Raw genomic sequence first — 6,196 nt, 5'->3', positions numbered from 1 at the left:
GGGGCAAAAATCTCATCGGGGGTGGGTAGCGGAGCTTATTGATGGAAAGTATGCCTAAACGGTGGCAAGGTAAACGAGCTCTGTTCAGAATAAGGAGCCTTTTTGCTAGGCCATGTAGTGCAATGTCACATCCTTCTCGACAAGGGGCAGTGCTTGGGGCCAAGGGTGCAACCACACGGTGTTCAACTTGCTCACGTTGCCATTGAATTCCGTGGGCAGGTAGTACAGGCCCGCAAACGACCCGCGGGCGTGGCGCACGAGCAGCACGTGGAAGTAATCCGCGTTGAGGTCAAACGTCTGGGTATTAGCTGGCAGTTGGGTCAGGTTACCGGCAGCCAACGCCTGCTGGGCAGCGGTTTCGTTCTCGGGGGTAAGGAGCACCATCCGTAGCGTCGCCGCGCGTTGTAGGCCCTCCGCGTTCAGCCCAGCTGCGTGAAGCGCCAGCAGCAGATTGCACGCGCTTGGCCGTGAAGTGCCGACGAACGTGGCCTTGTCGAGCAATTGCTCAAAACGGGCCAGTAAGACATCCTCGGGACGTGCGTACAGCCAAGACGCCAGGCGGGTAAACGGGGTTAGCAAGCGCATCAGTAGGGTCAGCATGGCCAGTAAATGTCCCCCTTCTTGGTGTCTGCCAAAACGGTGGTATTCTTGATACAAGTTTACCTCTTACGAGTCGATAAAAAAGCCCCACCAGTTGCTGGCGGGGCTTTTTGTTTCTCTGTGCTGCTTAAGCGGCGGGCTTGCCGGCTACGTCGCCTGTAGGGCCGCCCTGGCCCAGCACGATGACGCGGGTGTAGCCCTGGAAACGCAGCCACACCTCGTGCTTGGTGGGCGAGCTTTGGTAGGGGCGCAGCTGCACCCGCATCTTCTTCACGAGGTCGGTGTTGCGGCGCAGCAGCCCGATGAGTGTGTTGCGGGCCGTGCTGCCGCTCACCACGCTCAGGCGCTGGCCGGTGCGCTTCCGGCCGAAACGTTCGAGCAGCGTGGTGGTCAGGGCCAGGTCGTCGGCCGTGAACTCGCGCTTTTCGAGGGCCTTGGCCAGGGGCTGGGCCTCCTGCAGCAGGGCCGCCACCAGGCTGGCAAAGCTGGCATCGTCGGCCCGGGTCAGGTCGGTGGCGGTGATGTTGACGCGGCCGGCCAGGTTCTCGTCCTTGTTGGCGGCACTGGCGGCGTAGGCTTGCAGGGCGGCCCCCAGGCGCGCTGCCAGCGCCTTGAGCTGCTTTTTGGCCCCGTTTTTCTGGCTCGCGTCGTCGTTTTGGCCGTCGGCCATCACCTGGGTTTCCAGGGTGCGGGCCAGCGCCAGGTTGGCGGCGTGCTCGTCGCGCAGGGGCGCCAGGTCGTCCTCCAGGGGTTTGTACAGGTCCTTGTCGGCGAGTAGGCCGGCAGCGGTGTCGGTGTCGCGCTTCAGCAGCGCGTTCAAGCGGTTGTTATCCATACCGTAGTAGATGGGAAAGGTGAGCAGCAAACGTAGCAATTAATTTGACACTCATGCCATTCGCCCATTTACTCCACGCTGCCTCCCGAACCGCCCGGGCCGGGCCGCAACCCGCCCCCTGCTTCGCCCGCGCGGCCCGAAGCTCCGCACGCCCTGCCCCACGCTTGGCCGGCGCTACCCAGCGCTTTGCACCCACAGCCCCGCGCTTCGCAGGCCCTCCCCGGCGCTTCGCACCTGCTACCCACCGCTTGGTACGCCTTACCCAAGGCTTTGCACCCACTACCCGCCGCTTGGTACATCCTGACCAAGCCTTGCATTGCTTGACCAAGCCCTGTATGCGCTAACCAAAAAAGCCCCGGCGAAATTGCCCTGTCTTTACCCAAAACGCTTTGCCAGCCTGCTGGCGGCACTTGACCGGTCCGGTCCGACCGCCCTAGGCGGTCCGACCGGTTGAAGCCCCCCCGGTTTCGCTCCGCCAACAACCGGTCGGACCGCCTAGGGCGGTCAGACCGGAGCAACGACCGCCGTTTTGGATAAGGACAAGCCAGCTACTGGCGGAGCTTTCTGTTCCTCACCGCTGCTTACGCGGCGGGCTGGCCGGCCGCGCCGGGTTATGGGCCGCCCTGGTGGAGACAATGGCTAACTTTGCCCCATGCAGCTACCGGCAACCGCTCAGGATGAACACCACATTTATTTTCAAGCCTTCAACACTTCGCCGGAACTAGCGGATTTTCTACTCAACAACCGTTGGGAGAAAGTGCACGGCCTCAGGCCCGAAGTTCGCCGGGTACTGGTGGTAGTGGGTGGGTCGATGACGGTTAAGCCGCACCATGTTACCACCCTCGCCTGTTTGCTGGAAGAATACCGCCTTGCGGGCGTAGCTATCCGATTCGAGTCTGGCAATGCGGTGGTGTATCAATACCTGGAAGCCATTCACCTCTTCGCGCGCTTCGCTGAACCCATAACTGCGGCTAAGCAGGAATTTACACAGCCGAACGAAGCGACCTCGTTCGGCTTGTGGTCGGTAGAGCTGGAGGGCATGAATGATTTTGTTCGTAGCGCTTACCAACACTTCAAAGGGCACTTTTTTCAGGACAAGAGCCTCGATTTCTTGACCATCTACTTGGGCGAGATGTTCAACAACGTCTTCGACCACGCGTTTGCCGCCACCGCTACGGAGCGCATTGCTTTCGCAATGCTGCAGTACTACCCGACTAGCCAGCGCCTACTAATTGCCGTTTCGGACTTCGGCATGGGCATTCCTCAGACGGTCAACCGCTACTTGCAAAGTCAGCAACAGGAGCCCGTCACAGCTCCCGAAGCATTGGGCAAAGCGCTTGAATTGCGCTTCACAGCGCAGTCGCGGCCACACAACCAAGGCCGCGGTCTCGATACGCTTCGTACCGGGGTGCGAGAATTGAACGGCACGTTCACCATTCAGACTACTCGCGCTATCTACCATATCAGTCGGGACGGTACTGAGTTCATTCACAAGTTTTCTGACGTCGCTTTTCCTGGTACAACCCTCGCCGCAAGGATTTATTACGACGGCATGCGCCCTGAAGAAAACGAGCTACTCGAAGACGAAACGGCCCTGTTCTAAACTAAAATGGCGTATACTAGCTTATAATTTCAACCATCTCCCGCCAAATCTCATGTCCACCACAGTTCCTAACAGCCCGGTTCTGACGGTAGCTACCCTCACCCCTGGCACTATTTCCAACGCCGACGGCTACAAGCTATTATTGGCAATAAAAGCCGCAATGACTGCACAGCTTGGCCCCGTAACGCTTGACCTGACGGGCGTCACAGGCTTTTCCAGTTCGTTTCTGAATTCATCACTTGGCTCCCTGTTCGAAGAAATGGGCGCAAGTAGTTTCAAGCGCCTGCGGTTGAGCAACTATAAGCCCACGCAACTCAAACAGCTCAAAGAATACATGGCCGATGTCGCCCAAACCCATACGGCTGAGTAGATTCATATTGGTTTTAAACCTCACCAGAAAAAGCCCCGCCAGAACCACTGGCGGGGCTTTCCATTTCTTACAGCTGCTTATGCGGCGGGCTTGCCGGCTACGTCGCCTGTGGGGCGCCCTGGCCCAGCACGATGACGCGGGTGTAGCCCTGGAAGCGCAGCCACACCTCGTGCTTGGTGGGGGAGTTTTGGTGTGCTGCCCAATGAGTTCATTTAGGCAAACTGAAACCAGTAGCGTTGGATGGCCACGGCCGGTTCCTGATTCAGGAAATCATCGCTGTGCTCGTCCCGCAGGTGGGCGAGGAACTGATAAATCACCCGGCCCTGGTCGGAATTAAACAGGGCCGCCCGGGCAATGAACTCGTGCACGCTTTGATTCAGGGATTGCAGCTGGCTTTGCAAAATGTCGTTCCAGTCCACGCCCGGCATTTTCTCATCCATCTGGTCGCGTTTGATGTCGATAGCGGAAGCAATAATATCTGCTTCAATCGGCAGCGTCAGGCTGAACACAAGGTTGTCGGGAATCATGTCCGCGCGGTGGTAATCTGTGAGCGCGAGCCGCATGAACGCGGGCAGGTAGTATTTGAACCCCGCCCGGCTCAAAAAGCCCAAGCAGCTTTGTTCTTCGTGCAGCAATTCGGGCGGCATCGCCTGCCAGGTAAAGGGCGTAAATGCTTGGCGAATCGCCTGCGCCTCCAGGTGATAGCCGGAGTTGTCGTACACGATGTTCGCCTCCCCGGGATGAGGTTCATGGTCGAAACTACGGACCAGATTGTCCACTATATCGTTGAAATTCATGGCAGCGGTCTAGGCCAGCAGTAAATCATGGTTGGGCACGTACAACAGCGGGTCGACCGCGTGGTGTTGCATTTTGGTTACGGCACGGCCGCGGCTATCGGTAGCTTGGCTAGTACGGCAGGTACAGTGCCGTTCCGGAAAGACGTAGCTGGCCACGCGCAATTGTACCGAGAAAGGAGGCATGGTAGAGCAAATGTGGGAGGGCAGCTAATGTAAGCCCCAAAAAAAGCCCCGCCAGAATCACTGATGGGGCTTTCTGTTGCTGCAGCGGCTTATCGGCTGTCGGGTAGGGAGGCGTCACCTGGCAGGCCGCCCTGGCCGAGGATGGTGAACCTGGTGTAGCCAAACTGCTGATGCCGGGGCCAACGAGGACTTTGCGCGGTCCAACCACGCGTTTGGGTGGTGCGCCAAGCGAAGGCCGCTACTCCAGCACCAGGCGCCTGGCCACACCCAAGGGCTGGAGGCGCAGGGTATAGATGCCAGCGGGCAGCCCGTCCGTTTCGACGCGGAAGCTGCCCGCGGTGAGCGGCCCTTCCTGGCGCCGTACTACCTGCCCCAGCGTGTTGAGCAACTCGGCTCGCGCCGGCCCGGCGTTGGCCGGTAGCAGCACGGTGAAGGCCCCGTGCGCGGGGTTGGGGTAGCACACCACCCCGTCCGTTGGGGTACCGACCGCGGCAGCCAGCGCGGGGCTCCTGTTGAGCAGCACCGCCGCCGAGCCGAAATTAGCCGTGATGGCATCGGGCCGGCCGTCGGCATTCACGTCGGCCAGCACCATTTTATAAGGCGTCCCGCCCGCCGAATAGGTGGCTACGGGCGCAAAGCCGCCCCCGGCCAGCGCCAGCAGCACCCCTACGCTGCCGGCGCTTTCATTGCCCGTAACAATGTCTTTGCGGCCATCGCCGTTCACATCGCCCAGCGCCACGCTCGTGGGTCCTCCCCCGGCAGCGTAGGTGACGGCGGCTTGCAGCCCCCCACCGGGTGCTCCCAACATCACCCCCACTGCGTTCGATAAACACGCCACGAGGTCGTTGCGCCCGTCACCATTCACATCGCCCACCGCCACGTCGTACGGGGTGCCGCCCGGCACATAGAGTTGCGGAGCGGCGAAACTCCCACCTCCCTGCGCCTGCAGCATGGCCACGTTGCGCGCGCCGCTGTTGGTCACCAGGATATCAGCCCGGCCATCCCCGCTCACATCGCCCACCGCCACGCCCACCTCAAAGCTATTGCGCCCCGTAACAATCGGGCTGCCCGGGTACAGGCTGCCCTGATGGGCAAGTATCAGTATCACGTCGTTGGTGCTGTTGACGTTGTTGTAGTTGGCCGTCACAATGTCGAGGTCGCCATCCTGGTCCACGTCGGCCACCGCAATGCCCTGGGGGTAGCTGGCCCCGATAGTGATGGGAACTGCCGCCATCAGCCCGGCCGTGCCGGCCTGCCCGCGCAGTATCGAGACGGTATTGGTGTTGTTGCTGTAGTTGTGGCCCGCCGTCACCACATCGGCCCGGCCGTCCCCGTTGAAGTCGACCACGGCAAGGCAGGCAGAAATGATGTTGGTCGGGTAGGCGCTTACCGCGCCAAAGGTCCCACCGCCCTGCCCCAGCCAAACTCGCACGTCCGGAAAGCCGCTGTTGCCCATCACGATATCGGGCCGGCCATCGCCGTTTACATCGCCCACCGCCAGCCCCCTCGGCCCGCTGCTTATCGCCGCCGAGTAGCCGATGGCTGGCCCAAAAGTTTGCGCCAGCACTGCCGGGCTAAGCACGCAGAGTAGCAGGAATAAGGCCGTGGAGGACGTTGTAGCCACGATGGAAGCGGAAAACTGTTTCATAAATGAAAATCTATATACTGTAGTAATTTCCGGAATGCGAAGTAGTCATACCTAAGCCGGACGGACTGGTTATTAGGCAGAACCAGTTTCAAATATACTCGCCGCTCGATGACGGTTTTTATAAGACGCAGTCTTTATTCTTCCCTCTTGCGGCACCACG

The 6,196-nt window shown here is 60.2% G+C and carries 7 protein-coding genes; 2 read left to right on the top strand and 5 right to left on the bottom strand.

Annotated features, from left to right (window positions below; translation table 11 throughout):
- Positions 1 to 105 precede the first annotated feature (105 nt).
- Together ABD837_RS14570 and ABD837_RS14565 are read right to left on the bottom strand one after the other, a co-directional pair.
- Positions 106 to 600: a hypothetical protein gene (locus tag ABD837_RS14570; protein WP_345055875.1), complete on the bottom strand. Its 495-nt coding sequence runs from the start codon at positions 598 to 600 to the stop codon at positions 106 to 108.
- 127 nt (positions 601 to 727) lie between these two features.
- Positions 728 to 1,465 (bottom strand): hypothetical protein, encoded by a 738-nt coding sequence (locus ABD837_RS14565; RefSeq protein WP_345055873.1) that lies wholly within the window; start codon positions 1,463 to 1,465, stop codon positions 728 to 730.
- Positions 1,466 to 2,087: 622 nt separating this feature from the next.
- Here ABD837_RS14565 and ABD837_RS14560 point away from each other — a divergent pair.
- Both ABD837_RS14560 and ABD837_RS14555 read left to right on the top strand, forming a co-directional pair.
- The gene (locus ABD837_RS14560) at positions 2,088 to 3,038 is read left to right on the top strand and encodes a hypothetical protein (RefSeq protein ID WP_345055871.1); all 951 of its coding nucleotides are present in this window, start codon (positions 2,088 to 2,090) and stop codon (positions 3,036 to 3,038) included.
- A gap of 52 nt (positions 3,039 to 3,090) precedes the next feature.
- Positions 3,091 to 3,408 (top strand): STAS-like domain-containing protein, encoded by a 318-nt coding sequence (locus ABD837_RS14555; RefSeq protein ID WP_345055869.1) that lies wholly within the window; start codon positions 3,091 to 3,093, stop codon positions 3,406 to 3,408.
- Between the two features lie 212 nt (positions 3,409 to 3,620).
- On the opposite strand, the gene ABD837_RS14550 is transcribed toward ABD837_RS14555, so the two are convergent.
- From ABD837_RS14550 to ABD837_RS14540, 3 genes are all read right to left on the bottom strand, one after another.
- Entirely contained in the window at positions 3,621 to 4,205 is a 585-nt protein-coding gene (locus ABD837_RS14550) for a DUF6714 family protein (protein ID WP_345055867.1), read from the bottom strand.
- Between the two features lie 9 nt (positions 4,206 to 4,214).
- A complete protein-coding gene (locus ABD837_RS14545; RefSeq protein ID WP_345055865.1) occupies positions 4,215 to 4,388 on the bottom strand; it encodes a hypothetical protein in 174 nt (57 codons plus the stop codon).
- Positions 4,389 to 4,626: 238 nt separating this feature from the next.
- Positions 4,627 to 6,036 carry a T9SS type A sorting domain-containing protein gene (locus ABD837_RS14540; protein WP_345055863.1) on the bottom strand — a complete coding sequence of 470 codons (1,410 nt, stop codon included), beginning with the start codon at positions 6,034 to 6,036 and terminating at the stop codon, positions 4,627 to 4,629.
- Between the last annotated feature and the right edge of the window lie 160 nt (positions 6,037 to 6,196).

This window comes from Hymenobacter glaciei, assembly GCF_039539585.1.
Classification (GTDB): domain Bacteria; phylum Bacteroidota; class Bacteroidia; order Cytophagales; family Hymenobacteraceae; genus Hymenobacter; species Hymenobacter glaciei.
The sequence above is the reverse complement of the archived record's forward strand: the minus strand, read 5'-3'. Positions and strand labels throughout refer to the sequence as shown.

Excerpts from the sequence above, each read along its gene's own strand:
- ABD837_RS14570 (WP_345055875.1), bottom strand. The coding sequence starts at position 600 with ATGCTGACCCTACTGATGCGCTTGCTAACCCCGTTTACCCGCCTGGCG.
- ABD837_RS14560 (WP_345055871.1), top strand. The coding sequence starts at position 2,088 with ATGCAGCTACCGGCAACCGCTCAGGATGAACACCACATTTATTTTCAA.
- ABD837_RS14555 (WP_345055869.1), top strand. The coding sequence starts at position 3,091 with ATGTCCACCACAGTTCCTAACAGCCCGGTTCTGACGGTAGCTACCCTC.
- ABD837_RS14550 (WP_345055867.1), bottom strand. The coding sequence starts at position 4,205 with ATGAATTTCAACGATATAGTGGACAATCTGGTCCGTAGTTTCGACCAT.
- ABD837_RS14545 (WP_345055865.1), bottom strand. The coding sequence starts at position 4,388 with ATGCCTCCTTTCTCGGTACAATTGCGCGTGGCCAGCTACGTCTTTCCG.
- ABD837_RS14540 (WP_345055863.1), bottom strand. The coding sequence starts at position 6,036 with ATGAAACAGTTTTCCGCTTCCATCGTGGCTACAACGTCCTCCACGGCC.